Source organism: Algoriphagus sp. A40, from assembly GCF_002002735.1.
In the GTDB taxonomy this organism is placed as follows: Bacteria; Bacteroidota; Bacteroidia; order Cytophagales; family Cyclobacteriaceae; genus Algoriphagus.
This window is the reverse complement of record NZ_MUNY01000072.1, coordinates 83,215-107,869: the sequence shown is the minus strand read 5'-3', so window position 1 is coordinate 107,869 and position 24,655 is coordinate 83,215. Positions and strand designations below refer to the sequence as shown.

At 43.6% G+C, this 24,655-nt stretch carries 21 protein-coding genes; 11 read left to right on the top strand and 10 right to left on the bottom strand.

Annotation, left to right across the window (positions count from 1 at the left end; genetic code table 11):
- Positions 1–103 precede the first annotated feature (103 nt).
- The 4 genes from aqpZ (at position 104) to B0E43_RS18005 (ending at position 2,629) form a co-directional block, all read left to right on the top strand.
- Entirely contained in the window at positions 104–790 is a 687-nt protein-coding gene (gene aqpZ, locus B0E43_RS18025; RefSeq protein ID WP_077352358.1) for an aquaporin Z, read from the top strand.
- A 62-nt stretch (positions 791–852) separates the two neighbouring features.
- Positions 853–1,287 carry a hypothetical protein gene (locus B0E43_RS18020; RefSeq protein ID WP_077352356.1) on the top strand — a complete coding sequence of 145 codons (435 nt, stop codon included), beginning with the start codon at positions 853–855 and terminating at the stop codon, positions 1,285–1,287.
- A 383-nt stretch (positions 1,288–1,670) separates the two neighbouring features.
- Positions 1,671–2,117 carry an outer membrane insertion C- signal gene (locus B0E43_RS18010; protein WP_077352352.1) on the top strand — a complete coding sequence of 149 codons (447 nt, stop codon included), beginning with the start codon at positions 1,671–1,673 and terminating at the stop codon, positions 2,115–2,117.
- Between the two features lie 50 nt (positions 2,118–2,167).
- Positions 2,168–2,629: a DUF1905 domain-containing protein gene (locus B0E43_RS18005; protein ID WP_077352350.1), complete on the top strand. Its 462-nt coding sequence runs from the start codon at positions 2,168–2,170 to the stop codon at positions 2,627–2,629.
- Here B0E43_RS18005 and B0E43_RS18000 read toward each other — a convergent pair.
- The 7 genes from B0E43_RS18000 to B0E43_RS17970 form a co-directional block, all read right to left on the bottom strand.
- Positions 2,626–5,028, bottom strand: coding sequence for a TonB-dependent receptor (locus tag B0E43_RS18000; RefSeq protein WP_077352348.1), 2,403 nt, complete (start codon positions 5,026–5,028; stop codon positions 2,626–2,628). The genes B0E43_RS18005 and B0E43_RS18000 overlap by 4 nt on opposite strands.
- A gap of 72 nt (positions 5,029–5,100) precedes the next feature.
- Positions 5,101–5,820, bottom strand: coding sequence for a fatty acid desaturase (locus tag B0E43_RS17995; RefSeq protein ID WP_077352346.1), 720 nt, complete (start codon positions 5,818–5,820; stop codon positions 5,101–5,103).
- 16 nt (positions 5,821–5,836) lie between these two features.
- The gene (locus tag B0E43_RS17990; protein ID WP_077352344.1) at positions 5,837–6,682 is read right to left on the bottom strand and encodes a 4-hydroxy-3-methylbut-2-enyl diphosphate reductase; all 846 of its coding nucleotides are present in this window, start codon (positions 6,680–6,682) and stop codon (positions 5,837–5,839) included.
- A gap of 3 nt (positions 6,683–6,685) precedes the next feature.
- Positions 6,686–7,396 (bottom strand): lycopene cyclase domain-containing protein, encoded by a 711-nt coding sequence (locus tag B0E43_RS17985; protein ID WP_077352342.1) that lies wholly within the window; start codon positions 7,394–7,396, stop codon positions 6,686–6,688.
- On the bottom strand, positions 7,396–8,238 hold the full coding sequence (locus tag B0E43_RS17980) for a phytoene/squalene synthase family protein (protein WP_077352340.1): 843 nt from the start codon (positions 8,236–8,238) through the stop codon (positions 7,396–7,398). Before B0E43_RS17980 ends, B0E43_RS17985 begins: the two co-directional genes overlap by 1 nt.
- A 21-nt stretch (positions 8,239–8,259) precedes the next feature.
- Positions 8,260–9,744 (bottom strand): NAD(P)/FAD-dependent oxidoreductase, encoded by a 1,485-nt coding sequence (locus B0E43_RS17975; RefSeq protein ID WP_077352338.1) that lies wholly within the window; start codon positions 9,742–9,744, stop codon positions 8,260–8,262.
- A 4-nt stretch (positions 9,745–9,748) separates the two neighbouring features.
- Positions 9,749–10,261: an RNA polymerase sigma factor gene (locus B0E43_RS17970; protein WP_077352336.1), complete on the bottom strand. Its 513-nt coding sequence runs from the start codon at positions 10,259–10,261 to the stop codon at positions 9,749–9,751.
- A 296-nt stretch (positions 10,262–10,557) separates the two neighbouring features.
- Between B0E43_RS17970 and B0E43_RS17965 the strand changes: the two genes are divergently transcribed.
- The 5 genes from B0E43_RS17965 (at position 10,558) to B0E43_RS17945 (ending at position 21,559) form a co-directional block, all read left to right on the top strand.
- Complete coding sequence (locus B0E43_RS17965; protein WP_077352334.1) at positions 10,558–10,902, top strand: PadR family transcriptional regulator; 345 nt, start codon at positions 10,558–10,560, stop codon at positions 10,900–10,902.
- Positions 10,903–11,031: 129 nt separating this feature from the next.
- Complete coding sequence (locus tag B0E43_RS17960) at positions 11,032–13,650, top strand: ABC transporter permease (RefSeq protein WP_217349183.1); 2,619 nt, start codon at positions 11,032–11,034, stop codon at positions 13,648–13,650.
- A 1-nt stretch (position 13,651) separates the two neighbouring features.
- Positions 13,652–16,243 (top strand): ABC transporter permease, encoded by a 2,592-nt coding sequence (locus B0E43_RS17955; RefSeq protein WP_077352332.1) that lies wholly within the window; start codon positions 13,652–13,654, stop codon positions 16,241–16,243.
- On the top strand, positions 16,243–18,867 hold the full coding sequence (locus tag B0E43_RS17950) for an ABC transporter permease (RefSeq protein ID WP_077352330.1): 2,625 nt from the start codon (positions 16,243–16,245) through the stop codon (positions 18,865–18,867). The genes B0E43_RS17955 and B0E43_RS17950 overlap by 1 nt, the downstream gene beginning before the upstream one ends.
- Before the next feature lie 4 nt (positions 18,868–18,871).
- Positions 18,872–21,559 (top strand): ABC transporter permease, encoded by a 2,688-nt coding sequence (locus B0E43_RS17945; protein ID WP_077352328.1) that lies wholly within the window; start codon positions 18,872–18,874, stop codon positions 21,557–21,559.
- An 82-nt stretch (positions 21,560–21,641) separates the two neighbouring features.
- On the opposite strand, the gene B0E43_RS17940 is transcribed toward B0E43_RS17945, so the two are convergent.
- The 3 genes from B0E43_RS17940 to B0E43_RS17930 form a co-directional block, all read right to left on the bottom strand.
- The gene (locus tag B0E43_RS17940; RefSeq protein WP_077352326.1) at positions 21,642–22,538 is read right to left on the bottom strand and encodes a MerR family transcriptional regulator; all 897 of its coding nucleotides are present in this window, start codon (positions 22,536–22,538) and stop codon (positions 21,642–21,644) included.
- Positions 22,535–22,981, bottom strand: coding sequence for a sterol desaturase family protein (locus B0E43_RS17935; RefSeq protein WP_077352324.1), 447 nt, complete (start codon positions 22,979–22,981; stop codon positions 22,535–22,537). Before B0E43_RS17935 ends, B0E43_RS17940 begins: the two co-directional genes overlap by 4 nt.
- A gap of 98 nt (positions 22,982–23,079) precedes the next feature.
- Positions 23,080–23,745: a carotenoid biosynthesis protein gene (locus tag B0E43_RS17930; RefSeq protein WP_077352322.1), complete on the bottom strand. Its 666-nt coding sequence runs from the start codon at positions 23,743–23,745 to the stop codon at positions 23,080–23,082.
- A gap of 95 nt (positions 23,746–23,840) precedes the next feature.
- Between B0E43_RS17930 and B0E43_RS17925 the strand changes: the two genes are divergently transcribed.
- Positions 23,841–24,143 (top strand): DUF4286 family protein, encoded by a 303-nt coding sequence (locus tag B0E43_RS17925; protein ID WP_077352859.1) that lies wholly within the window; start codon positions 23,841–23,843, stop codon positions 24,141–24,143.
- Positions 24,144–24,145: 2 nt separating this feature from the next.
- Entirely contained in the window at positions 24,146–24,610 is a 465-nt protein-coding gene (locus B0E43_RS17920; RefSeq protein WP_077352320.1) for a TspO/MBR family protein, read from the top strand.
- Positions 24,611–24,655 lie beyond the last annotated feature (45 nt).

Below are 24,655 nucleotides of genomic sequence, written 5' to 3'. Positions count from 1 at the left end.
AGGGTAAATTTTCTCTCGCTAAGAACCTTCAAGTGAAGATATTGTAGGGATTTTTGTATCTTTTTTCAATGTATTTTTAACAACAACCTTAAATCCCTTCATTATGAAAAAATTGGTAGCAGAATTTATCGGGACCCTTTGGCTGGTCCTTGGAGGATGTGGTAGTGCTGTTTTAGCAGCAGGGTTTCCCGAACTTGGAATCGGGTTTGTCGGGGTTTCCTTGGCTTTTGGTCTTACGGTAGTAACTATGGCCTATAGTATTGGCCATATTTCGGGATGCCATCTCAATCCGGCAGTATCCATCGGACTGTGGATGGGGGGAAGGTTTGACCAAAAGGAGTTGATTCCCTATATCATCGCTCAGGTTTTGGGAGGAATAGCTGGGGCTGGGATATTGTATGTGATTGCCACAGGCAAGGCAGGTGTTGAATTGGGCGGGTTTGCCTCCAACGGTTTCGGAGAGGCATCTCCGGGAGGATATTCGATGACAGCAGCTTTTGTCACTGAAGTGGTAATGACATTTATTTTTCTGATTGTGATTTTGGGATCTACTCACCCTAAGGCACCGGCTGGATTTGCCGGTTTGGCGATCGGTCTTTGCCTGGTTTTGATCCACCTGATAAGTATTCCGGTGACCAATACTTCTGTCAATCCAGCGAGAAGTACCTCCCAGGCCTTATTCGCAGGTGGAATTTACCTTCAGCAAGTGTGGCTTTTCTGGGTTGCCCCGATAATAGGTGCAGTTTTGGCTGGTTTGGTTTACAAGAATCTTTCACCTGCAAATGAGTAATTTCAGGAAAATTTAAATATTTGCTTAAATCTATTTTGTCATATCATTTAACCCTTACTAAGATGAAAAAATTATTTCTAGTAGCAATCATAGTTTTTACAGCGCTTAGCGCAAATGGGCAAGCTCAGAAGTATTTAAACTTCGGAGGAGTAGGTACTGGCCTTTATGCAGGTCTTGAGTTTCCGGTCGGTAGCAATATAACTGTTGGTCCGAATGTCTATACAGATTGGGACTTTAACAGGTGGGTTATTGCAGCCAAAGGCAATTACTATCTTGATGATGCCTTTGGACTTGGATCTCAATGGGATGTTTATGTTGGTGCAAATGTAGGTTATCGCCTAGAGGAAATTGACGGTGATGGTGGTGATGGTGACGGTTTCAATTGGGGCGCCCAAGTAGGTGGCCGATGGTTTTGGAACGAAAGCTGGGGAATAAATGCAGAATTTGGAGGTGGTTCTGGAGTTATTGGAGGAGTAGGTCTTACCAAGAGGCTGTAGTGCTTAAACACGAAAAATGGATCAAATCTTAAGAGCGGGGAAACCCGCTCTTTTTTTTCCAATCCAAATTGCTGGAGCAAAGAAGATGTCTTATTGTTCAAGCCATTTCTCGGAAAAATTTCTATTCTATTTTCCATGCGGCAGACCGATTGTCTAAAAAGTATTCAGGAAAGCTTTCCCTTTTCCGTCTTTTCAAGGAAGCTGAGGGGATGAAGTCTATCCGAAATTTGGGAAAGGAATTTAAAATGCAGATTAGGCTTTTATATGTTTGGTTGGATTTTTGGCGCAATTTTGGTTGAAATTGATTTCTAAAATTACTGTTCGAACAACTGGTCAAAATTCTTTAAATCAAACCAAATACAACAAATCAATTAGCACAACTTATGAAGTTTTTAAAAGTAGTTTCTTTAGTTCTTTTTCTGGGCCTTTTCGCCACACTGGAATCTCAGGCCCAGGAAGTGGGTATCCGTTTTGGGAATGTCAATGGAAATAATGTAGCCGTTGACGGAGTTTTTGCCTTAGGAGAGTTCAGCAGAGTCCATGCCGATGTCAGCTTTGGAAATGACGGGGTAGGAATCGATGCCCTTTGGAATCCGGTTTATGACGACATTTCCTCCTCGGATTTTAAATGGTATGCCGGCTTTGGACCTTCACTTTTTTTATCGGATAATTTCAAATTTGGCGTAGCCGGAGAGATCGGTGCAGAATATCCTTTTTCCGAAGTTCCCATTACAATCGGTTTAGATTGGAGACCTTACTTTATCATCGTCGAAGAAACGAGTTTTGATGCGGGTGGATTTGGTCTAAACATCCGATGGAGATTAAATTAATTACTTACCACTGATAACCGGAGCGGGGTGACCCGCTCTATTTTTTTGCCATGGAATTGATTTTGGAAGGTGAGTTTTTGCTGGAAAGATTTCCAGGAAAGGGAGGCTGGACTTATATCCGAGTTCCGGTAAGCTTGTTGCCGTCCGGAAAGGCTTTTGGCATGATCAAGCTCAACGGGTCGATAGATCAGTTTGAATTTGAAGGAAAACACCTGATGCCATTGAAGAAGGGAATTCTTTTTCTTCCCGTCTCCAAACCCATCCGTACCCAAATCGGCAAGGAGGAGGGCGACGTGGTATTGCTCAAACTTTTTAGGGATGAAATTCCAACTGATATTCCCCGGGAATTAATTGAATGTCTGGAAGATGATCCCGGCAAGCTTCCGCTCTTCAACCAACTCAAGGAAGCCGAACAAAAGCATTGGATCGAATACATCTACAGTGCCGATTCTGAAGAAACCAAAGCGGATCGAATTGTCAAATTGCTCGTTGAGCTCAAGCCAAAACCTTAGAATTCAACAATAATTCCAACTGTGGGAAGGACACTTCCTGCCGGGTTTTCAATCAATTTCAACTGGTAGCGGTTCGGGTCATTTGGATCTAACAGAATGTTTCCAGAATCATCCCGTACGGGAATCAGGATCGGCGCCTGCTCAGCCTGGAAATTGTAGATATTTTGGATATCGACGTACCAATTGAGATTCCAGCGTTTGAAGTAGTACTTTTTGTCAATTCTCAAATCTAACTGATGAAATGGATCCAGCCGGACGGCGTTAATCTGGCTGTAATCCAGAATTCCCGCATTTCTCAGATCCCAATTGCTGATCAGGCTTGATTCTTCCAGATCATAGGGCGTATAGGGTGTGCCGCCTAGGAATCTCCATCTGGCTCCAACTTCCCAGTTTTTCCCAAAACGCTTTCCGGCCGTCAAACTGATGATGAATTTGTTGTCCCAGGATGAGGGCACGAAGCCTTCTGTATTTGGGTTGGTAAACTCACTTCTGACCAAAGTCAAAGCAGCGATGCCATAAAAGTCATTAAAAAGACGCTGCTGGGCCAGGAATTCCAGTCCATAAGCTCTCCCTTCAGCATTGGACTCCACGGGTTCATTTCCAATTACGCCAAAGTCAGCACCTAAATTGGCTAGGGCGATTCCATTTCGGATTGACGAAGGATAATTGCTGTACTTTTTGTAGAAAGCCTCGGCGGTGAATCTCCTGTTTTTCTCCGGCACCAAAAATTCAATCCCGGCGATCAATTGCGAGTTTCTGATAAATCGGACATCGTTTTCCTGATTTTCCAACTCACCTTCATTGTTTCTGTAACCCAAAACGGTGTAGGGAGGTTTTTGGTAGTAGATTCCTGCATTGGCGGTGGCAAAGAGATTTGGCCGTAACTGATAGGAAAAGGAAACTCTTGGGCTGATTTGATTGAGAGGATTTGAGGCAGTTTCTGCGAAGTCAGCTCCATCCATCCGGATTCCTCCGCTGATCAAAAGCCGATCCCCATAGAAGTTTTTGCTGCCTGATACAAAGGCTCCATACTGGTTGAAAAAAGAGGTGGATTCCACGTCGATCACTTCGCCGGTGGAGGCCAAAGTGGATCGATCAAAATTGCTGATGAAGTATCTGGAATATTGATAGTTTACTCCGTACTTGATCGTATAGCCCTTGCCGAAAATGCTGTTTTCAGCCCGGAATTTATTTTCTGATTCCTGAGATGTATAGTCAAATAGTAAGTTGGCTTCCGAACTGTTGTCATTGCCTGCGTATTTGATTGCCTGATTGTTGAGCATATTGCGGCTCAGGACAAAGGTCCAAAAGCCATTTTCTCGAAAACGCTTCAACTTCAACCCGGTTGCATAGTTCCATTGGGTTTGCACCGGAAGCACATCCAGCAAGTACAACCTGTTTTCACGCTCCTCTTCGGTTTCATCCTCAGGGATGTCCTGATTAAGTTCAAAGTTGTCTATGGCACCCAAGCCGATGAAAGTCAGCTCGGTTTTAGCATTGAGTTTTGTGGTCGTTTTAAGCTGAAAATCATTAAATGTCGGCAAAAAAGGCAAACCCAAAAGCCGGAAAAGGCCTTGGAGATAGGATCTTCTTGCCGATAGCGAATAGGTGGTTTTCTCAGAGATCGGTCCTTCGTTGGATAGTGTTAATTCAGAAGCTCCCACGGTCAACTGAGTGGCCATCTTGTCCCGGCGGCCGTCTTTGAGTTGCACTTCAAAAAAGGAACTCATAGCATCCATTCGGTTTGCAGGGAATCCACCAGCTATGAGATCCAGGTTTTTGATCAAGTTGACATTCAAGATGCCAACTGGCCCGCCGGAGGAACCTTGGGTCGAAAAGTGATTGATCACCGGCACTTCGATCTCATCTACATAGAATTTATTCTCGTTGGGTGCGCCACCCCGGATCAGAATGTCATTTCGAAAACTGGGTGTACTCGCCACTCCGGGCAAGGCTTGAATTACCCGTGAAATGTCCCTGTTGCCTCCGGGATAGCGCTCGATTTCGTTGGTATTTAATTTTCTGACAGATAGCGGAGTTTCTTCGGACCGGGTAAATTCACTGTTGACGACCACTTCGCTGAGATCCGCTGCATCTTCCTGAAGCTGAAAATCCAGTTGCACCGGTCTTGCCAAAGTCACCTGAACTTCAAACGCGGTGGAGGTTTTGAACCCTACAAAACTCGCTCTGACATTGTAAAGTCCCGGAGGAATGGCATTGATTTCATACATTCCATTTTCATCGCTGATCGCCCCCAATTCTGTGTTTAGGATCAGAATGTTCGCGAAAGCGACCGGTTCATTGTTGACGGGATTGAAGACTTTTCCACGGATAATTCCCTGTGAATATGCCTGAAATGTGCACAAAAAAATACCCAAGACGGCTAATCTGAATTGCATGTGGTGGTTGGTTTAGGACTAAAATCAAAAGTCAGCCAAAAAGTTTAAGCTTCATATAGATTTTGACAAAAATCAACGGATTGTCGCGGATTGTTGCTCTTTTATCCTCCAAAGTCTCCACCAGGGTGTGCCAGGGGAATCATGGTGCTCGTAATGATATCCGAAAAAGTAACAGCTGATAAATGCCCAAATGTGGTTTTTTGTCTGAGTGCTTGAGTGGTGTTTGTTGTCATTTTCTCCTTTATGTGGAAGATAAGTTCCAAAGTAAAAGAGTTGAAAAGTGGATAGGACTGCAGGCAGCATCCAAAACACGATCAGGTTCTCAGTCGGTAAATAAAGTTTGAGAATATTGAAAGTCACTGCCATCAGCAGAATCTGCCAGATGGTCACATATTGACGGATGAAGCTGAAATACCAGACCAAGAACTTTCCCGAAGGGTGATAATCCGGGTCATTTTCTGTGGCAACATGACGGTGATGTTCGTGGTGTTTGGGGAAAAGCTTTCCGTAGAAATTGTAAGAAAACAGCAAGGCAGCGATCCAGCCCGTGAGGAGGTTTAATTTTTTATTGGAGGATACTACACCATGCATGGCATCATGTGCTGTGATAAAAAGCCCGGTATAGAGATGCATCTGAACCAAAATCCCCAAGTAAACCAAAGGATTTGACCAGGCAATAGGAAAATTTAGAAGAAGGAAAAGTGATAACCCCCAGAGAAAAATAATTCCCCAACCGACGATGAGTCCATTGGGGTCAACAGAATTGGTTTGGGATTTATGGGCCAAATTCATGGCTAAATCGATTTGATCAAAGGGTCAGGATTCGTTCTTTCACTTGCTCCATTAGCCACAAGGGTGTCGAAGTAGCTCCGCAGATTCCGACTGATTCATTTTGTTCAAACCAATCGGAGTCAATTTGCTCTGGATTGGATACAAAGTAAGTATTTGGATTCCTTTCTTTGCAGACATTGAAGAGAACTTTTCCATTGGAGGATTTGGTCCCGGAGACAAACACGATTTTGTCGAATTTTTCAGCAAAGTCTCTCAGTTCTTTGTCCCGGTTAGAAACCTGCCGGCAAATGGTGTCATTGGTATTGACTGTGATTCCTTTTTGGCGAAGGATATCGTTGATCTCGTAGAATTTATCCGTGCTTTTAGTCGTCTGGCTGTAAAGCGTTAGGTTTTTGGGAAGACTTGGTATATCCAGCTCCGAAATATCCTGAAAAACAATCGCTTTGTTATTGGTTTGGCCCAATAGCCCAATTACTTCAGCATGTCCGTGCTTGCCATAGATGTAGATCGTTTCATCCTTGTCAAAAGAATTTTTGATTCTGTTTTGAAGCTTTAGCACCACCGGACAACTGGCATCTATAAGCGTCAGGTTGTTTTTGACTGCAAGCTCATAGGTGGATGGAGGTTCACCATGGGCCCGGATTAGGACTTTTTCGTCAGTTAAGCCATGGAGATCCCCGTGGTCTATGATTTTGAGACCTTTTCGGGTGAGCCGGTTGACTTCCTCGTCATTGTGGACAATGTCTCCAAGGCAATAGAGATAGCCCTGCTCTTCAAGAATCTCCTCTGCCATTTCGATGGCATAGACCACACCAAAGCAAAAACCGGAATGATCGTCGATATGAACATGGAGATTTTTCATAGCCTATAAACTTCTGAGCTTGGTAATTGTTTTTGGGCTTCGGATCTTTTCGAAAATACTGATATTCAAAAGGAATAAGGACATGGAATAGATCGAATCTTCGATCGGAACTGTCCAAATTCGAATCCCCAGATTTTCGGAATTATTGTAGATGACGACGGGTTCCTCGGTCAATCCTCCTGTGAGTATTCCGTTGCAAAGCATCAGCGGGATTAAATGAACCAGGTAGGCAAATTGAAATCTACCTAAGTACCGATCGTTGAAAATCAGAAAATGACCAAAGATGACTGCAGCACAAGCCAGGAAACTGACTGAAGTGTACCATTTGTCCAGGTGGAGAAGCCCAAGGCCGATCAGAAACGGGACCATGACATAGACAAAGGGCTTCCCTAACGGCTGAAAGATGTCTTTTGGAAAAAAATAGATCAGGACTTCATAAATAAAGACACAGGCAAAAGGAACTATGATGAAAAACAGCCACTCTTCGATCGGTAGTTCCAGGTAGAAAATCCCCAAAACATACCGGGGATTAAATTCCCAAACTCCGAGTTGGGTAAACCAATAGTCCCAGCCGATAAAGATTGCGGCAGAAATTAATATAGCAGGAAAAAGGGCGTACCATTGGGATGAAAAGCGGATTCGGTGCTCAAATGACTGGGCAAGCGGATACGCCAACGCAAAAAGCAAGACTCCCAAATAGAGGAACTTTTCCATCAAAGCAAGCCAAGTTTGGTTTCGAAATAAGTGCCTAACAACAGCGACAGCTTTTGTGAATTTGGAATCCGGATGCGTTTTTGGACGATGGTTTCAGCCGGAAGGCTTTTGATCTTATCAAACAATTTTTGGTAGTACAAATATGCGACTCGTACACCCAATTTGGCTCCGGAGGGCAGCCGCTCGATTCCGATCAGTGACTCATTAAAGTCTTTTTGGATATCGGTCTCAATGAGGTTTTTGGCTGATTTGTCAAACTTGGTAAAATCAACTCCCGGGAAATAAACACGTCCCCGCTCCTCGAAATCACTTTTAATATCCCTCAGAAAATTTACCTTTTGGAATGCCGCTCCAAGTTTGCAGGCTGGTTCCCGAAGACGTTCATACATTTCCGTATTTCCTTCGCAGAATACCTTTAGGCACATCAAGCCAACCACTTCTGCTGAGCCATAGATATACTCCTGGTATTTGGAATCGTCGTAAGTATTGAAATCCAGATCCATTTCCATGCTATGGAGAAACGCCTCGATCAGATCCAGGTCGATTTTATAGGTGTTGACTATAAGCTGAAAAGCATGGAGAACAGGGTTCAGGGAAATACCGGTTTCGATTGCTTCAAAAGTGTCTTTTTTAAACCGGGCCAAAAGAGCCTGTTTGTCTTTGCTGTGGAAAGTGTCCACAATCTCATCTGCATACCTCACAAACCCATAAATGGCATAGATCGGCAAGTGAAATTTCTTATCCAGTGTTTTGATGCCGAGGGTAAAACTGGTGCTGTACCGCTGGGTGATCAGGCGGCTGCATTCCAGGGTTGTTTGGTCAAAAAGCGCAATTGCGTCCATAACTTTAATATACCTTATTGTCTACAAATTGTTTTCCTTGATCACTTCTCTAGCCACCACTCCGCCTGAGATCAAAGACGGAGGGACACCAGGTCCAGGCACAGTCAGCTGTCCGGTATAATACAAGTTTCTGACCTTTTTGTTTTTCAAAGAAGGTTTCAAAATTGCCGTTTGGAGTAGGGTATTCGCCAGTCCATAGGCATTGCCTTTGAAAGCATGGTAATCCGCCTTGAAATCATTGTGCGCATAGGATCTTTTGAAAATCACATGGGAACGGATTTCCTGCCCGGTGATTTTCTCCAGACGGCTCATGATAATGTCGAAGTATTTTTCGCGCATTTCATCCGAATCTTCCAGATCCGGAGCCAGTGGAATCAACAAAAACAGGTTTTCCATGCCATCCGGAGCTACAGTCGGGTCAGTAATGGATGGAACCGAAGCGTAGAAAAGGGGCTTTTCCGGCCATCTGGGATTTTTGTAGATCGCATCGGCATGTGGACCCAATGGTTCATCAAAGAACAGGTTATGGTGACGGAGGTTTTTAAGCCGCTTATTTACACCCAGGTAAAAGAGCAAACTCGAAGGAGCCATCACCCGCTTATCCCAATATTCCTCTGAGTAATTGCTGTATTTTGGATCGAGGAGATGACGGTCCACATGATGGTAATCTGCGCCTGCAATGACCACATCAGCAGGGATTTTTTCTCCAGATTTCAATCGGACTTGTTTGGCCATTCCGGCTTCTATTTCGATCTCTTCCACTTCTGAGGAATAGCGGATTTTCACTCCTTTTTCCTCAGCTAAAGTGATCATTCCTCGGATGATTTCATGCATTCCTTTTTTGGGATACCAAGTACCCAATGCAATGTCTGCATAGTTCATCAGGCTATAGAGTGCCGGGATGTTTTCGGCAGTTTCCCCAAGGAAAAGCACAGGAAATTCCATCAGCCGGATGATTTTTTCATGGGAAAAGAACTTTCGGACATGCTTGGCCATGGACTGAAAAATGTCCATCCGGATCATATCGATCAGCAATCCCGGAGAAGCAAACTCCAAAAGAGACCTGCTGGGTCGGTGGACCAAATCATGGATTCCAACCTGGTATTTATATTTAGCCTGTGCGAGAAACTTGTCCAGTTGAATACCAGCACCCGGTTCGATTTGGTCAACCATGGCTTTGAACTGACCCAAATCTGCGGGGATGTCGAGCGTATCCTTTTCGCCAAAAATCACCGAATAGGAAGGATCCAAGCGGATTAAGTCGTAATAGTCCGCTGGTTTTTTTCCGAAATGTGCGAAGTAACTTTCGAACACATCCGGCATCCAATACCAGCTTGGGCCCATATCAAAAACAAAACCTTGGTGCTCAAATTTTCTGGCTCGGCCACCCGGAGAATCGTTTTTTTCCAAAAGGGTTACTGAGCAATTTTTGGTATGGGCAAGATGTGTAGCAGCAGAGAGCCCGGAAAAACCTGACCCGATCACTACCACTTTTTTTTGCGTCATAGAATCAATTAGTATGCTTATAGACCATCAAATCTTCTTTGAGAAGCTTGCGGGCAATATGAATTCTATTTTTTACAGTTCCAATGGGGATTTGAAGCTTCAGGGCAATTTCATGGTACTTGAATCCCCTGAAATACATCATGAAGGGGGATCGATAAGCCTCATCCAATTTTTTGATTGCCACCTGGATATCGTGCATCTTGAAGTTGCCAAAAACTCCATTTTCGATCAATGCATCACTGGAATTGAGGTAATGCAGGTTGTCCGTTGTATCTACGAAAGTTCCCCTTCTGACCATTCGCTGGTAATTGGTAATGAAGGTATTCTTCATAATTGTATATAACCAAGCCTTTAGATTAGTGCCTTCGGTAAACTTGTCTTTGTTGGTAAATGCCTTGACCATGGTGTCCTGCAAGAGGTCATTTGCATCATCCAAATCTCTTGTCAATTTCATGGCAAAAGGTTTCAACGAGCTGGAAAGCTTGGTCAGGGAATAGCTGAATTCTAGAGTCGTCATGGTTGTTTGTTTTGTTTAATCAAATGTATTAAAGATTAAACAAAAATACAAGACATTGTTTAATAAAAAATGAAAATTATTAAACAAAAATCTTCTTCAAATGAAAAACGGCAGCCATGAGCTTGAGGCTGAGATTGATCAGAGTACTTGGTATCAGACTGAGAAAATTTCACTTGCGGACATGAATGTTCTTTTACGAACATTCTCGATTTAACAAAAAGCCCTTTCTGAGCCTTTCAAGGGCTAAAATTTTTTGGCACATTAATTACTACAAATAGGAAAAAAACCTTTTCCATATGAGACAATATCAATTGGGAGAATTCGAAGAAGTCGTCATGCTGACCGTCGGTGTCCTCTATGATGAGGCCTATGGAGTATCCATCAAAAAGGAAATCGAAAGCCGACTTACCCGAGGAGTAAGTGTTGGTGCTTTGCAGACTGCGCTCAAACGACTGGAAGATAAAGGTTATTTGCGATCCCGCGAGGGTGAACCTACGGAGGAGCGGGCTGGACGGCCCAAAAAGTTCTTCCAGATCACCGCTTTGGGCAAAAGAGCATTGGAGCATAACAAGACTATGCGGGAGGAACTTTGGAATTCCATTCCGAAAATCGCCCTAGACGGGAAGTTTATTGGGATGTAGGATTCAGTTTGCAGTGATCAGTCGCAGTAGACAGTCTCTCAGTTTACAGTAAACAGTTTGCAGTATAAAAAAAAGCTGCCAACTGTCAACTGATCACTTTTCACAACCAAATACTAAGCAACTCAAAAAATGTCCCAACCACTTCCTCCCAAACTCCCACACCGCTTCTTTCGATGGTTTTGCCATCCGGATCTGAGGGATGCCATAGAGGGGGATTTGATAGAGCTGTATGGTGAAAGAGTAAGGGAAATTGGGAAAAGAAAAGCGGATTGGAAGTTTGCAAAGGATGTATTGCTGCTCTTCCGGCCGGGGATTATCAGACAAATGGAAGGATATCAACCTGTAAATAATATTGGAATGTATAAGAGCTATTTTAAAATCGGGTGGAGAAATCTGGTGAAAAACAAAGGTTACTCTGCCATCAATATAGGCGGTCTCGCTGTTGGGCTAACTGCTGCAATTCTTATTGCCTTATGGGTTCATGATGAATTGACCTTCAATAAGAATTTTGAAAACTATGACAAAATCGCACAGGTCTTACAAAATCAAACTTTCAATGGGGAGGTAGAGACCTGGTGGAGTCAGGCTAGGCAGATTGCTCCAGAACTCCGAAACCAATATGGAAGTGATTTCAAGCATGTGATCATGAGCTCATGGAACGGATCGCACAAACTTACTTTCAATGAGCAAGATGTGAGGAAAGAGGGGAGTTTTATGGAGCCCGAGGTGACAGAAATGTTAACTCTCAAAATGTTGTCCGGAACACGTGATGGCCTCAAAGATCCCTATTCCATTTTACTTTCTGAGTCAACAGCAAAGGACGTTTTTGGTGATTTATCACCACTTGGTCAAGCAATTCTGATGGATGACAAATTGGAAGTTATGGTTACTGGGGTATATGAAGACTTGCCCAGAAACTCAAGTTTTCATGACCTTACGTTCATAGCCCCTTGGGAACTGTATGTAACAAGTGAAAATCTGGAAGAAAGAACAGGCTGGGGCAACAGTTGGTTTCACTCCATCGCCCAGATTGAAGACAATGCCGACATGGATCAGGTGTCTCTCAAAATCAAAGATGTGAAATTGAATGCTGTGGTGGCTGCTGGTGATGATGATGACCGGTTTAAACCCGAGATTTTCCTCCATCCTATGAGCAAGTGGCATTTGTATTCAGATTTTAATAATGGCGTCTCTGTTGGTGGAGGGATCCAATATGTTTGGTTGTTTGGATTGGTTGGCGTATTTGTTTTGATGCTCGCCTGCATCAACTTTATCAATCTCAACACTGCCCGTTCTGAAAAAAGAGCGAAGGAAGTTGGCATTCGCAAGACACTCGGGTCGGTCAGGATTCAATTGATCAATCAGTTTCTCACAGAGTCCATGATGGTGGTGGTCCTGTCATTTTTCCTGTCACTTGTACTTGCCCAACTGGCATTGCCGTGGTTCAATGAAGTTTCGGGAAAGCAAATTGGTTTACTGTGGACAAATCCGTTTTTCTGGATAATTGGTCTCGGTTTTACCATCATTACCGGGATGATTGCAGGAAGTTTTCCGGCATTTTATCTCTCATCATTTCATCCTGCCAGGGTTTTGAAAGGTGCATTTAGAGCAGGTCGTTTTTCGGCAATTCCGCGGAAGATTCTGGTAGTGGCTCAGTTCACCGTTTCGATCACCCTCATCATTGGGACTTTGATTGTTTTCAAACAAATTCAGTTTACCAAAGACCGCCCCATCGGATACGATAATATTGGCGTGATTTCGGCCCCTATCAGAGCAGATGGGATACGGGATCATTTCGATGCCTTCAGAAATGATCTGCAAAACTCAGGTGCAGTTAAGGAAGTGGCACTAACAGATTCTCCTTTGACAGCAACGAATGTTACAAATGGCGGCTTTACTTGGGAAGGCAAAGATCCTGGTATGGCAGAAGAATTTGCAACGCTTCGTGTAACCCATGAATTTGGGGAAATGATTGATTGGCAGATTCTGGATGGCAGGGATTTTTCAAGGGATTTTGCATCGGACTCGATGGCTTTTATCATCAATGAATCAGCAGCGAGATACCTTGGAATGGAGGACCCCGTTGGCAAATCACTCAAGTGGGGAAATAATGGAGAATATAAAATAATAGGTGTTGTCAAAGATATGATCACACAGTCTCCTTATTCTCCTGTCAAGCAAATGCTTTTCTTTCTCAACTATAAGCGGGTGAATCTGGCGCATGTTAAGATTGATCCCAAAGTAAGCGCTACCGAAGCATTAAGTAAAATTGAAACTGTTTTCAAAAAGTATGATCCATCCAATGCATTTGAATACTCATTTGTAGATCAGGATTATGGCAAAAAATTCGATAACGAAAGACGGATTGCCAAACTGACTTCAGCTTTTGCAGGGCTTGCGATGCTGATCAGCTGTCTCGGACTTTTTGGATTGGCATCATTCATCGCAGAACAAAGGACAAAGGAAATCGGCATCCGGAAAGTCATGGGTGCTTCTGTTGCCAATTTGTGGGGCATGTTATCAAAGGATTTTGTTTTGTTAGTCGTCATCTCAAGTTTGATTTCTATTCCGATCGCTTATCATTATCTGAGTAGCTGGTTAGAAAACTATGAGTATCGTACATCAATTTCTTGGTGGATTTTCGCTTTTACAGGTTTTGGCGCAGTACTGATCACCTTAATGACTGTTAGCTATCAAGCCTTAAAAGCTGCCCTGATGAACCCTGTGAGGAGCCTAAGATCAGAATGATATGAAAACCACTCCGCCCCGACTCCCTCTCCGCTTCTTTCGCTGGTTTTGCCATCGGGATTTGAGGGATTCCATTGAAGGCGATCTGATAGAGCTATATGGGGAAAGGGTTGAAGAGTTTGGAAAAAGAAAAGCCGATTGGAGGTTTGCAAAAGATGTTTTACTGCTGGTTAGACCGGGAATTATCCACCCCGAAATCCGATACAACCACATAACTAACTATGGTATGTTTAAAAATTACTTCAAGGTTTCCTTTCGAGGGTTGATGAAAAACCCGCTGAGCTCATTCATCAATGTCTTTGGCTTGGCGGTGGCAATCGGTATTTGTCTGGTAGTTTATGCATTTATGGAGTACGATTACCAAATCGACAAATTCCATGAAAACAAAGAGGTGGTTTTCCTCACAACATTTTTTGCGGACCGGGACGGGGCATTGCAGCAATATGGTCAAGCGCCGAGGCCAATTGGTGAGATGTTAAAGGAGGATTTTGCTCAGGTTAAGAAAATATGCCGTGTGGAGGACAGAAATGCGGTCATCAAACAGGAGGATCATGTTTTTCATGAAACGGTGCGGTATGTTGATCCGGAGTTTTTGGAAATGTTCACTTTCCCATTGAAGTGGGGTGCGGCAAAGTCTTTGGCAGACGCCAATAGTATCATACTCAGCGAGGATATGGCCATCAAATACTTTGGCGATGAGAATCCCATTGGTAGGGAGATGCTCATCATCTTCGATGAAAAGACAAAGAAAGCCTTTGAAGTAACCGGTGTGGCAGAAGAATTTCCAAAGTCTCATGCCATCAACTTTAACTTCCTGATCAATTTTGAAAATATCAAGGTTGCAGACCCAGCTTATGATCTCAGTGACTGGAGCCAATTTATGGCCGCGACCTTAATTCAGGTCGAAAAACCGGAAGATGTCATAGCAATCGAACGTGGGCTTGAAAAATACAAAGCCATCCAAAATGAGGCGCAACCTGATTGGGCGATTTCTTCTTTTTCCTTCGAACAGCTGGCAACTTTATACGGGAAGTCTTCACAAATACGAAACGCAATCTCGCAAGATTATAATGTAGAAGGGCGCATTGGAATGCCGATCATCGCCCTATTCATGCTGGCTCTTGCTTGCTTCAACTACATCAATATCGCCCTCGTATCCGCATCCAAACGATTGAAAGAAATCGGCGTCCGAAAAGTGATCGGAGCGAATCGTTCGCGTGTAATTATTCAGTTCCTTACCGAAAATGTAGTCATCACCGGTTTTGCCCTTGTCGTAGGGCTTGTATTGGGAATTGGGATTTTCCTTCCTTGGTTTGTTCAGTTTTCAGGATGGGATCTGGAGCTGAATTTGTTCAATGGAAATCTTTGGATATTCTTGATTGCCCTTGCCGTGGTGACCGGAGTTATTTCAGGTCTTTACCCGGCCTTTTACATTTCAAAATTTGAAGCTGTGACCATATTCAAAGGCTCTCAGCAATTTGGAAGAAAGAATCCCCTCACAAAATTCTTCTTGGGTGCCCAATTGGTTCTGGCCTGCATGACTATTACCAGTGCTGTGGTTTTTACCCAAAACAATACTTTTCAAAACAACAGGAGCTGGGGCTATGATCAAAAGGGAGCACTTTATTTAGAAGTCCCAAATCGCCTGGGATTTGAAAAATTCAATTCGGCTTTGAATCAGAATTCAAATGTGATTTCCCTAGCCGGATCAAGAGATCACCTGGGGAAAAATGTTTCCACCGCTTTGGTTCGCATGGATGCAAATAAGCACTACGAAGTAAATCGATTGGCTGTCGATGCCAACTATTTTGAAACGATGGGCCTGAAATTGAAAGAAGGCAGAGGATTTACAAGGGATTCAGAAAATGACAAACAAGCCGTTGTAGTAAATGAGCTCCTTGCCAAAAACCTGAATTTAACCGATCCAATTGGAAAGCAATTTGAAATTGACAATGTCAAGTATGAAGTGATTGGTGTCCTAAATGAGTTTCACACCAATGATTTTTTCCAGGAAATCAAGCCTACACTGTTTACGGTGGCCGATAAGGAAGATTTTCGCTACCTGTCTTTGCGAGTGAAGAATGGTTCTGAAAAAGAAACCTATCAGGCAATCCAGGATCAATGGGCAAAACTTTACCCTGAGATTCCATTTCAGGGAGGTTACCAGGAAGAAGTATGGGCAAATTACTTTTTCAGTGTAGATCGTTCTGAAAAATTCAATAAAGTATTAGCCGGAATAGCGGTTCTGCTTGCAAGTTTGGGATTGTATGGGTTGGTGACATTGAATGTATCTGGTCGGGTAAGGGAATTCAGTATCAGAAAAACCCTGGGTGCTAACCTCAAGAACATCTCATCCTTAATCATGAAGCAATATGCTTGGCTGACGGTTTTTTCACTCACTATCGGTGCACCAATTAGTTATTATTTTACCCAAGCCTATTTGAAGATGCTATTTGCCTATCCCATGCCTATCGGAAATTCAGGAATCCTCATTTCACTGGTAATTCTGACAATGGTATTGGTGGCAGTGATCTCCACACAGATCATCAAGGTCATTAAATCAAATCCGGTGAAAGGTCTCAAAGTCGAATAATGCGCAGCACGGATCCCAGTAAAAAATATCCCCCTGAGTTCTTTCTGAACTTCTTCCGATGGTTTTGCCATCCGGATCTGAGGGATAGCATAGAGGGAGATCTGATGGAGCTGTATGGGGAAAGAGTCAGGGAAATTGGGAAAAGAAAAGCGGATTGGAAGTTTGCAAAGGATGTATTGCTGCTCTTCCGGCCAGGGATTATCAGAAAAATGGAAGCTTATCAACCTGTAGACCATATCGGTATGTATAAAAGCTATTTTAAAATCGGGTGGAGGAATCTGGTGAGAAATAAAGGGTACTCATTCATCAACATCGGCGGGTTGGCATTGGGTATGGCTGTAGCGATGTTGATAGGACTTTGGATTTATGATGAGATTTCATTTAATACCTATCATAAGAATTACGACAGGATTGCCAAAGTAATGCAACAGGGAAGGGTAAACGGTGAGGTTTTTACCTCCGAATACATGCCAATACCCGTAGGCAAAGAACTTCTTTCTACTTACTCAGATGATTTTGATTATGTAATTATGTCATCGTGGACAGGTGAACATATTCTTGCCTCAGGCGAAAATAAATTTACCATAAAAGGAAATTTTTTAAGCCCGGATGCCCCTGAGATGTTGAGCTTAAAGATGTTAAGTGGAACAAGGATGGGACTGGACGATCCTTCGTCTATTATGTTGTCTAAGTCTGCCGCCAAGATCTTATTTGGAGATGTTGACCCCATTCATAAAGCCATCAAGATTGGTAATAACCTCGACGTTGTTGTCACTGGTGTTTATGAGGATTTCCCCCATAATACTGAATTCAGGGACATGAAATTCATCGCTCCATGGGATTTATATGCAGATTCCCGCAATTGGGTTAGAAATGCTGAGGACAATTGGTCTAACAACTCCTGGCAAATCCTTGCTCAAATTTCGCCTCTGGCAAATCTCGATGTTGTCTCCTCAAAAATCGAGAACATGTTTTTAAAACATGTTCCAGAAGTTGCTGAAATCGAACATAGGGTGTTTTTAAATCCAATGAAACGCTGGCACTTGTTTGCAGATTGGGACAAAACAGGCAAGCCTGGAGGGAGAATTGAATTCGTTTGGCTATTTGGGATAATAGGTCTTTTTGTTCTGTTGCTGGCGTGCATCAATTTTATGAATTTGAGTACTGCACGCTCCGAAAAGCGTGCGAAAGAAGTTGGCGTAAGAAAAACAATGGGCTCGATGCGGGGTCAATTGATGTCACAATTTTTCTGTGAATCTATCCTCATCGTCTTCTTTTCGTTTTTGATGTCCGTTGCGTTGGTCCAATTGTCTTTACCATTTTTCAATGAGCTGGCGGATAAAAAAATGGGAATACTTTGGTCAAATCCTTTCTTTTGGCTGTTTGGGATTCTATTCAGTTTACTCACAGGCCTACTTGCCGGACTTTATCCCTCATTGTTCCTCTCTTCCTTTAATCCCGTCAAAGTTTTGAAAGGATCGATACGTGTTGGTCGCTTTGCTTCCATGCCACGCAAAGTATTGGTTGTAGTACAATTCACAGTATCTATTGCGCTGATCATAGGAACGATCGTGGTTTTCAACCAGATTCAATATGCGAAAGACCGTCCCATTGGATATGATCGAAATGGCCTGATCACGGTAGCTATGAATACCCCCGATTTATACGGTAGGTATAATGTTTTAAGAGATGAATTGTTGAAAACAGAGGCGGTCGTAGAAATGTCTACCTCATCCACACCTGCTACAGAATTGAACTCGCAGAATGATGGATTTGAATGGGAAGGTAAAGATCCCGACTTCCGGGAAAATTTTGGCACCATAGCCGTTACCCACGATTTTGGAAAAACAGTGGGATGGCAGTTCATTGATGGTAGAGATTTTTCAAGAGACTATGCAAGCGATTCATCCGGAATGGTGATCAATGAAACGGCGGTTAAGTACATGGATATCAAAGACCCTGTCGGAAAAATAGTGAAATGGAACAATAAACCTTACAGAATTTTGGGTGTGATAAAAGACATGGTGATGGGCTCTCCTTACGAACCTATCCACCAAACCGTCTTTGTATTGGATTATGACTGGGCAAATGTGATCAACATCAAACTTAACCCTGATCAAAGTGTAAGTGGATCAATCGCACAGGTAGAAAAGGTATTTCTCAAATTTAATCCAGGCAGCCCTTTTGATTACAAGTTTTCTGACCTGGAATTCTCCTTGAAATTCTCTTCTGAAGAACGCATTGGAAAATTGGCTACTTTCTTTTCCATTCTGGCAACTTTTATAAGTTGTTTAGGCCTTTTTGGCTTGGCATCATTTGTAGCAGAGCAACGCACCAAGGAAATCGGAGTCCGAAAAGTTATGGGCGCATCTATTGTCAGCATTTGGCAAATGCTCTCAAGGGATTTTGTCGTTTTGGTATTGCTTTCCTGTCTAATCGCAATTCCAATCTCCAATTATTATTTGGATGAGTGGCTGCGGCAGTATGATTATCGGACCGAGATCTCGTGGTGGGTGTTTTTTTTGACGGGCATTGGTGCACTGACTATTACACTGTTAACTGTAAGCTTTCACGGGATTAAAGCTGCCCTTGTGAACCCGGTGAAAAGCCTAAGATCGGAATAGGTGTATGAAAGAATTTTCCCATCCCCCCAAACTCCCCCTCAGCTTCTTCCGATGGTTTTGCCATCCGGATTTGAGGGTTAGTATTGAAGGAGATCTGATAGAGCTGTATGGGGAAAGAGTCAGGGAAATTGGGAAAAGAAAAGCGGATTGGAAGTTTGCAAAGGATGTATTGCTGCTCTTCCGGCCGGGGATCAACAGAAAAATGGGAGTATATCAACCTGTAGACAATATCGGTATGTACAAAAGTTATTTTAAAATCGTGTGGAGGAATTTATTAAAGAATAAAGCATTCTCTACCATCAACATAGCTGGACTGGGCATTGGGCTTGCCGCATGCCTGCTCATTCTCCAATTCGTGAAGTTCGAACTGAGCTACGATACCTTCCACAAGAAACTTGACCGCACCTATCGCGTCACCAATGACCGGTTTCAAAATGGAAACCTGATCCAACATGGCACGATCACGTATCCAACCATCGGGCCTACGATGGCAAAGGACTATCCGGAGATTGAAGAATACACCCGGCTTATGCCCGGAGGGGAAATGAACGTGAGGATCGACGATCAAAACTTTCGTGGGGACAACGGCCATTTTGCTGACGAAAGATTCTTTTCTGTCTTCGATTTTGAGCTGCTTGCAGGAGACAGAACCACTCTGCTTAAGGAACCGTTCACCGCCGTTTTGACGGAAACCACCGCCCGAAGGTACTTTGAAGCCAATGACGGGGATTATTCCGATTTGATCGGCAAGTCCTTTCAACAGGGGCTCGACTCACAGCCTTATGTAGTAAAAGGCATCTGCAAAGACATCCCCGAAAACTCCCACATCCAATTTGATGTGTTGGTGTCCTATTCCACGCTCTATAGCGGAGAAGACAAGGAAGCGGACATCAGCTGGCAATGGTCTGACATGCGCCACTACCTGGTACTGAAAGAGGGGGCCGACTATAAAGCACTCGAAGCGAAGTTCCCGGAATTTAGCGAACGCTATTTTCAGGGAGAAAAGGTGACCGGAAGCGAGGAGAAATTCTACCTCCAGCCGCTTCGGGAGGCCCATCTCTACTCGGACTACGAATATGACATCGCCAAAACAGCCAGTGGCAAGGCGGTTTGGGCAATGTTGGTGGTTGCAGGATTTATCCTCTTGATCGCATGGATCAATTACATCAACCTGACTACTTCCCGGGCACTCGAGAGGGCAAAAGAAGTGGGCCTGCGAAAGGTCATGGGTGCAGTAAAGTCCCAACTTGTCAAGCAGTTCTTTTTGGAATCGCTGGTCATTACCTTTTTTGCATCAGTCCTCGCGATCCTCCTTGTGCTGGTGTTCCAATCCGGATTCAACACCGTCATCGGCAGTGGACTTTCTGTTTCCACACTGTTTGATTCGGTGGACTCCCCCGCTGTGCTAATTGCCTTTGGTTTACTGCTTGGCGGGGCGCTGGTATCCGGGTTTTATCCCGCCTTGGTACTTTCTTCTTACCAGCCTGTCACTGTCCTGAAGGGGAAATTTGGCCGGTCGGCTAAAGGAAATCTGCTCAGGAAAGGGCTTGTGATCTTTCAGTTTACCGCCTCCGTTGCCTTGATTGCCTGCACGATCATCGTGTCGCGACAACTCACTTTCATGAATCAGGCGGACTTGGGAATGAGAATAGAGAATACTGTGATCGTCCAGGGACCAGAGTTAACTCAGTTTGACTCCACGTTCATTACCCGGGTAGAAAGCTATAAAAACGAACTCAATCAGATTAACGGCGTGGTGAATACCACTACCTCTTCGCGTATTGCAGGGGATCGTCTGGGCCGTGCATTTGGAATCCGATTGGCCAGTCAGGAGGACGACGCGAATTACACGCTCAGCCATATAGGTATTGACTACAACTACTTCGATACCTATGAGATCGCTTTGTTGGCCGGTCGAAAATTCCTAACGACAGACCACAAATCCCGCTTTGAAGATCTGACAGCCATCATCCTCAATGAAAGTGCGGTGAGATTGCTGGGAATCGAAAACCCTGAAGAGGCAGTTGGGCAAGAGTTGATCTGGGGTGCCAACGGCACAAGAAAATGGAACATTGTCGGCGTAGTGGACGATTTTCACCAGGAATCTCTCCACAAACCAATGGAAGCCATTGCCTTTCGGCCAACCTACAGCACATTTAGTCCTACCTCAATTAAAGTCGAGTCAGATCAAACACAAGAGGTAATCGCCTCCATCGAGGCCACCTACAAAAAATTCTTTCCAGGCAACTCCTTCGAATACGCGTTTCTGGACCAAAACTACCAGCGCCAATACAATGACGATAGGCGATTCGGCCAGATCATCAACATCTTTACCGGTATCGCAATCCTGATATCCTGTCTTGGATTGATGGGCTTGGCATCCTACACAACCAGCCAACGCACCAAAGAAATCGGTGTGCGCAAAGTATTGGGGGCTTCTGTGGGAAGTATCCTGTTTAATCTCTCGAAGGACTTACTCAAACCGATTGGAATTGCAATTCTCTTGGCAACGCCCTTCGCCTGGTACATGATGAATAACTGGATTCAGCAGTTTGTCTATAGGATCAACCTGGGGTGGTGGACTTTCGCAGTCGCAGGAGCTGCCGTGGGACTGATTGCTTTAGTCACAATTGGGGTTCAGTCCCTAAAAGCCGCAAACACAAATCCAATTAAAAGTCTAAGGAGCGAATAGCTGGCCATGAATAAAAATATGGGATGGCGAACTGCCGGAGCTGACTCTTTCACGGAAATCAAACACCCTGTAAAAGCCGGAGCTATTTTTCCTGAACCACTGGACTGATTTCCACCAGCAAATCCTTAAAGTTCCTTAAATAATTCATCTGACGGACATTTGGCTGAAAAGAGAGGTCCTGCCCGATCACCTGATAACCAGAAACGAGAATCTGGGATTCAGAAAATCTCGTCGAAAGTTCGTTGAGATATTCTTGTGTGTGTTCTGAAGAAGGTGAAGTGGTGATTACTGTCAGCAAATAGTCAGGTTGGTGGAGTTTATAGACGGACAGCAGATCGCCATTTGGAGTGCTTTGACCCAAATAAATGACTTTATGTCCATGTGATTTGATCAGGTAACTTGAAAAAAGCAAGGAAATCTCATGCAATTCCCCTTCGGGCAGAAAGAGCAGGAATTTTTTCCCACCCTTGATACTAGGTTGGCTATCTATGGCAACAATCAGCTTTTGCCTTACCAGATTGGAAATAAAATGCTCTTGGGCTGGACAGATCGCACCGGTTTGCCAAAGCACACCGATTTTGGACATAAATGGGTAAATAATATTAAACATGGTCTGTTCAAATCCCAGCTTTTCAATATTGGAAGAAAGGACCTTTTCAAAGCGATCCTCATCCATTTCGACCATACTGATAGTCAGTGCATGGATCTGATCATCGTGTGCCAGGGATCGGTCTGTCAGTTTGATGACTTCTTCCCGGATATCACCGGCAGCCATAGAAGCAATTTTGCTGATTTTAAAGCCGTTGTCATTGAGTAAAGCTACATTCAAAATGAGCTTTAGATCTTCGTCATCATAGGTTCGGATATTGGTATCTGTTCGCTGTGGATTGAGCAGACTATAGCGCTGTTCCCAAATACGCAGGGTATGCGCTTTGATGCCCGAAAGCTGTTCGAGATCCTTGATTGAATAACTGCTCACTTTTCTTCGTCTTTAAAGAATTTTTTGGGTACTAAAAACAATCCAAAAGACACGGCATCGTCCCTTCGGTTGGTCCGATGATGCGCCTGATGCGCTTTAAAAATGCCTTTCAGCAATGGGTTTTTAGGTCGGTCAAACCATTTCAATCTCCTGTGAACCCACACATCATGCAGGATAAAGTAGAGAACACCATAAAGACTAATCCCCACCCCAATCCAAAATCGGTAATCCAATGTATCAACTCCCGAGAAAATCAAAAGCAAAGCAATACTTCCAAAAAAGATCGAAAACAGATCATTCAGCTCGAAGAAGGATTTGGAAGGTTGGTGGTGCGTTTTGTGTATCATCCAAAGCGGCCCATGCATCAGGTATTTATGGATAAACCATCCGGACAGTTCCATGGCTGCAAATCCAATCGCTATAAATCCCATTGCCTTAATCATTATCGACACAACCAGAATTCCGAAGTTTTGTTAGATAATTTATTCCAAAGTGTGAAATATGTAACCAAGGTCGGGAAATGTTGTGGAATTGAGCCATCTCAAACCTTGAGTGTAAAATTCAAAACAGTAAAAAACAAGATGATTGCCATCAGGAGAAATGCCGAGATTGGATTCGACTTTTCAAAATTAGCTTTGCGGTAAATCAGATGAATCAGGAATGAGATTCCAAACCAGGCCGCATAATTTCCCAAGGGAATAATTTCAAACTTCCAGGCCCAAAAATCCAGTGCAACAGCCACCGGTTCGATGATATAATCCAAGGCAGTCATGGCAAGAGCTCCCAGGAATGCAGCGTAATAGTCGTTTGGAATTTTGTGAAAAATAGTTCCTGTGAGATAGCTGAGTATAAACCAATTGACGCCGATGATGATCGGGACTTCCCAAAGCTTTGGACCCAAAGTAGGTCCATATACATAGTCTCCAAACAAATACCCAGTATGTATCCCGATCAGCTCAGAACCAAATCCGATCCAGAATGCCGCCGCCGCATAGATGGGGAAGGCATCATTCCATCCCCTATGAAAAAAAAGAATCAGAAAAAGGGAAACCAGAAGCTGTGCTGGTGTCAATCCCAAAAACAATTCCTGATACTCCGGCAGGCTCAATCCAATGACCCCAACCAGGTGAAGTGCGACGATAAGAATCTTACCGATCAGTAATCTGGAAATCTTGGGGTCCCCATGGGAAGGAACATATTTATGCATAATTGATCTGAAGGGCGAAGTTTCGTTTTGGGATTCCTAACTTTGGATGCCCTTAATTGTTGGCCACAAAAGTAAAGAAAACCAAATTCACTGATATGATTCTCTACAATATCACCTTCAATGTAACCCCGGACATCGAGGAGGACTTTATTTTATGGATGAAATCTACCCATATCCCGGAAGTTTTGGCCACCGGGATATTTCATGAGCATAAGATTTTCAGACTAATTCATGACTCCGAAGATGGTTCATTGAACTATTGTATTCAATATTTCACCGATAGTCTAAAACTGATGATGGAGTACGAAAGCAAGCATGCTGCTCAGCTAAGAGCCAAAACCCAGGGAAGATATGGTGACAAAGCAATCGCTTTTCGAACGCTCCTTGAAACCATCTAAGGATGCCAAACTACCTCAAGTTGATTGTCAGCCTAGCTTTACCGCAAGTTGCGGGAGGTTTGGGAGCATTTTTCACAATAACGGCTATACAAAGTTGGTATTCGACACTCAATAAGCCCAGTTGGAATCCTCCAAATTGGCTTTTTGGTCCAACCTGGACTTTGCTTTATATCTTGATGGGTATTGCTTGTTACCTAATTTGGAAAAGTGATTATCCCCAAAAGAAAGCTCTGCTGAAACTTTATTTTATTCAATTGATTTTGAACGCTCTATGGTCTCCCGCTTTTTTCGGAATGCAGTCACCCATATTTGGGCTTTTGGTGATTGGTCCGCTTTGGGTGGCGATTGTATTTTGTATCATTCAGTTTAAAAAATTCAGTCCTCTCGCCTCAGGATTGATGGTTCCTTATTTGCTTTGGGTGACTTTTGCTACTGCGCTGAATACTGCAATTTTGGTTTTAAACTGAACAATAAGGGCCACACCTTAAAAAAATGGGAACTGATGAAATTTT

Excerpts from the sequence above, each read along its gene's own strand:
- aqpZ (WP_077352358.1), top strand. The coding sequence starts at position 104 with ATGAAAAAATTGGTAGCAGAATTTATCGGGACCCTTTGGCTGGTCCTT.
- B0E43_RS18020 (WP_077352356.1), top strand. The coding sequence starts at position 853 with ATGAAAAAATTATTTCTAGTAGCAATCATAGTTTTTACAGCGCTTAGC.
- B0E43_RS18010 (WP_077352352.1), top strand. The coding sequence starts at position 1,671 with ATGAAGTTTTTAAAAGTAGTTTCTTTAGTTCTTTTTCTGGGCCTTTTC.
- B0E43_RS18005 (WP_077352350.1), top strand. The coding sequence starts at position 2,168 with ATGGAATTGATTTTGGAAGGTGAGTTTTTGCTGGAAAGATTTCCAGGA.
- B0E43_RS18000 (WP_077352348.1), bottom strand. The coding sequence starts at position 5,028 with ATGCAATTCAGATTAGCCGTCTTGGGTATTTTTTTGTGCACATTTCAG.
- B0E43_RS17995 (WP_077352346.1), bottom strand. The coding sequence starts at position 5,820 with ATGAATTTGGCCCATAAATCCCAAACCAATTCTGTTGACCCCAATGGA.
- B0E43_RS17990 (WP_077352344.1), bottom strand. The coding sequence starts at position 6,682 with ATGAAAAATCTCCATGTTCATATCGACGATCATTCCGGTTTTTGCTTT.
- B0E43_RS17985 (WP_077352342.1), bottom strand. The coding sequence starts at position 7,396 with ATGGAAAAGTTCCTCTATTTGGGAGTCTTGCTTTTTGCGTTGGCGTAT.
- B0E43_RS17980 (WP_077352340.1), bottom strand. The coding sequence starts at position 8,238 with ATGGACGCAATTGCGCTTTTTGACCAAACAACCCTGGAATGCAGCCGC.
- B0E43_RS17975 (WP_077352338.1), bottom strand. The coding sequence starts at position 9,744 with ATGACGCAAAAAAAAGTGGTAGTGATCGGGTCAGGTTTTTCCGGGCTC.
- B0E43_RS17970 (WP_077352336.1), bottom strand. The coding sequence starts at position 10,261 with ATGACGACTCTAGAATTCAGCTATTCCCTGACCAAGCTTTCCAGCTCG.
- B0E43_RS17965 (WP_077352334.1), top strand. The coding sequence starts at position 10,558 with ATGAGACAATATCAATTGGGAGAATTCGAAGAAGTCGTCATGCTGACC.
- B0E43_RS17960 (WP_217349183.1), top strand. The coding sequence starts at position 11,032 with ATGTCCCAACCACTTCCTCCCAAACTCCCACACCGCTTCTTTCGATGG.
- B0E43_RS17955 (WP_077352332.1), top strand. The coding sequence starts at position 13,652 with ATGAAAACCACTCCGCCCCGACTCCCTCTCCGCTTCTTTCGCTGGTTT.
- B0E43_RS17950 (WP_077352330.1), top strand. The coding sequence starts at position 16,243 with ATGCGCAGCACGGATCCCAGTAAAAAATATCCCCCTGAGTTCTTTCTG.
- B0E43_RS17945 (WP_077352328.1), top strand. The coding sequence starts at position 18,872 with ATGAAAGAATTTTCCCATCCCCCCAAACTCCCCCTCAGCTTCTTCCGA.
- B0E43_RS17935 (WP_077352324.1), bottom strand. The coding sequence starts at position 22,981 with ATGATTAAGGCAATGGGATTTATAGCGATTGGATTTGCAGCCATGGAA.
- B0E43_RS17930 (WP_077352322.1), bottom strand. The coding sequence starts at position 23,745 with ATGCATAAATATGTTCCTTCCCATGGGGACCCCAAGATTTCCAGATTA.
- B0E43_RS17925 (WP_077352859.1), top strand. The coding sequence starts at position 23,841 with ATGATTCTCTACAATATCACCTTCAATGTAACCCCGGACATCGAGGAG.
- B0E43_RS17920 (WP_077352320.1), top strand. The coding sequence starts at position 24,146 with ATGCCAAACTACCTCAAGTTGATTGTCAGCCTAGCTTTACCGCAAGTT.